This is a genomic window from Dietzia sp. CQ4, assembly GCF_014145125.1.
Lineage (GTDB): Bacteria > Actinomycetota > Actinomycetes > Mycobacteriales > Mycobacteriaceae > Dietzia > Dietzia natronolimnaea.
In genome coordinates this window covers 1-1,389 of the sequence record NZ_JAALDZ010000403.1, presented here as the reverse complement: position 1 = coordinate 1,389, position 1,389 = coordinate 1, and the positions used below count along the sequence as shown (strand labels likewise).

Genomic DNA, 1,389 nt, shown 5'->3' with positions numbered 1-1,389 from the left:
ATCAGGCAGGTCCGCGGCCCCGGTTCTCGTGAACCGGGGCCGCGGGACGCACCGGACCTGAGGCCGAGGAGCCGTCAGTCGACGGGCGGTGCGGCGGGCAGACGCACGACCTGGCCGGCGTAGGACAGTCCCGCGCCGAAGCCGATGCACAGGGCGACCTGACCCGGCTGGGCCTCGCCGTCGCGCAGCATGGCCTCCATCGCCAGCGGGATCGAGGCGGCGGAGGTGTTGCCGGTCTGCTCGATGTCGTTGGCGATAGCCACCGAGTCGGGGAGTCCGAGGTGCTTGGCCATGGCCGAGTTGATGCGCCCGTTGGCCTGGTGGGGGATGAACGCCTGGATCTGCTCGGCGGTCACGCCCGCGGTCTCCAGCGTCTGCGCGCACACCTTGGATACCTGCACGGCGGCCCAGCGGAACACCTTGGAGCCGTCCATGACCAGGTAGGGCTGGAGCACCGCCTCCTCGCGCGCGGCGGCCGCGGAGGCATCGACCTCGTCCACGTACTGCTTGAAGTCCTTGGTCTGGCGGATGGCGTCGCCCTTCTCGCCGTCGGACCCCCACACCACCGGGCTGACGTCATTGGTCTCCGACGGGCCCACCACCACGGCGCCCGCGCCGTCGCCGAAGATGAAGGCGGTGTTGCGGTCGGAGAAGTCGATGCCGTCAGTCATCTTCTCCACGCCCACCACCACGACGTACCGGGCGCCGCCGCCGCGGATCATGGTGGTGGCCACGGCCAGGCCGTAGCCGAACCCCGCGCAGCCGGCGGTCAGGTCGAACGCGGCGATGCCGTTGCGGCCGAGATCGGTGGCCACCTGCGGAGCCGCGTGCGGCACCTGCGTCCAGTTGGTGGAGGTGCACACGATCACCGCGTCGATGAGCTCCGGATCGATGCCGGCGGAGGCCACGGCCTTCTTGGCGGCCTCGCTCGACATGGAGACGATCGTCTCGTCCGGCTCCGCCACGCGGCGGTTGAGGATCCCAGAGCGCTCGTAGATCCACTCGGAGCTCGAGTCAATCGTCTCGCAGATCTCCTCGTTGCTCACCACGCGACGTGGACGGTAGGCGCCGATGCCCAGGAGGGTCGTGCCGGGCGCGCCCTCGCTGGTCGCGATGGTCACGGTGTCGTTGGAATCCGCCATTGCAGATGGTGCTCCTCGTCGGTGTGCTGTTCGTGCGGTTCGTGGTCGGCGCACGGCTGGTGCTCCCCGACACAGTACTGCTGTCTCGGTGGACATCGTCGCACCCGACGTCGATGTTTCGTCGACGATCGGCCGCCACCCCCGGGTCAGTCCGTGACCAGGCCCTCGAGCCATCCGCGCCAGCGCTCGGAGTCCCAGGTGGGCTCCACGCCGTCGACCGCGGCGGCACCGAGCGGTGCGCCCGACC

At 70.2% G+C, this 1,389-nt stretch carries 1 protein-coding gene; it reads right to left on the bottom strand.

Annotation, left to right across the window (positions count from 1 at the left end; translation table 11 throughout):
- Positions 1–74 precede the first annotated feature (74 nt).
- On the bottom strand, positions 75–1,142 hold the full coding sequence (locus G6031_RS17800) for a beta-ketoacyl-ACP synthase III (protein ID WP_182611095.1): 1,068 nt from the start codon (positions 1,140–1,142) through the stop codon (positions 75–77).
- Positions 1,143–1,389 lie beyond the last annotated feature (247 nt).

What these genes read in the sequence shown, in the direction of transcription:
- G6031_RS17800 (WP_182611095.1), bottom strand. Translation starts at nt 1,142, where the DNA reads ATGGCGGATTCCAACGACACCGTGACCATCGCGACCAGCGAGGGCGCG.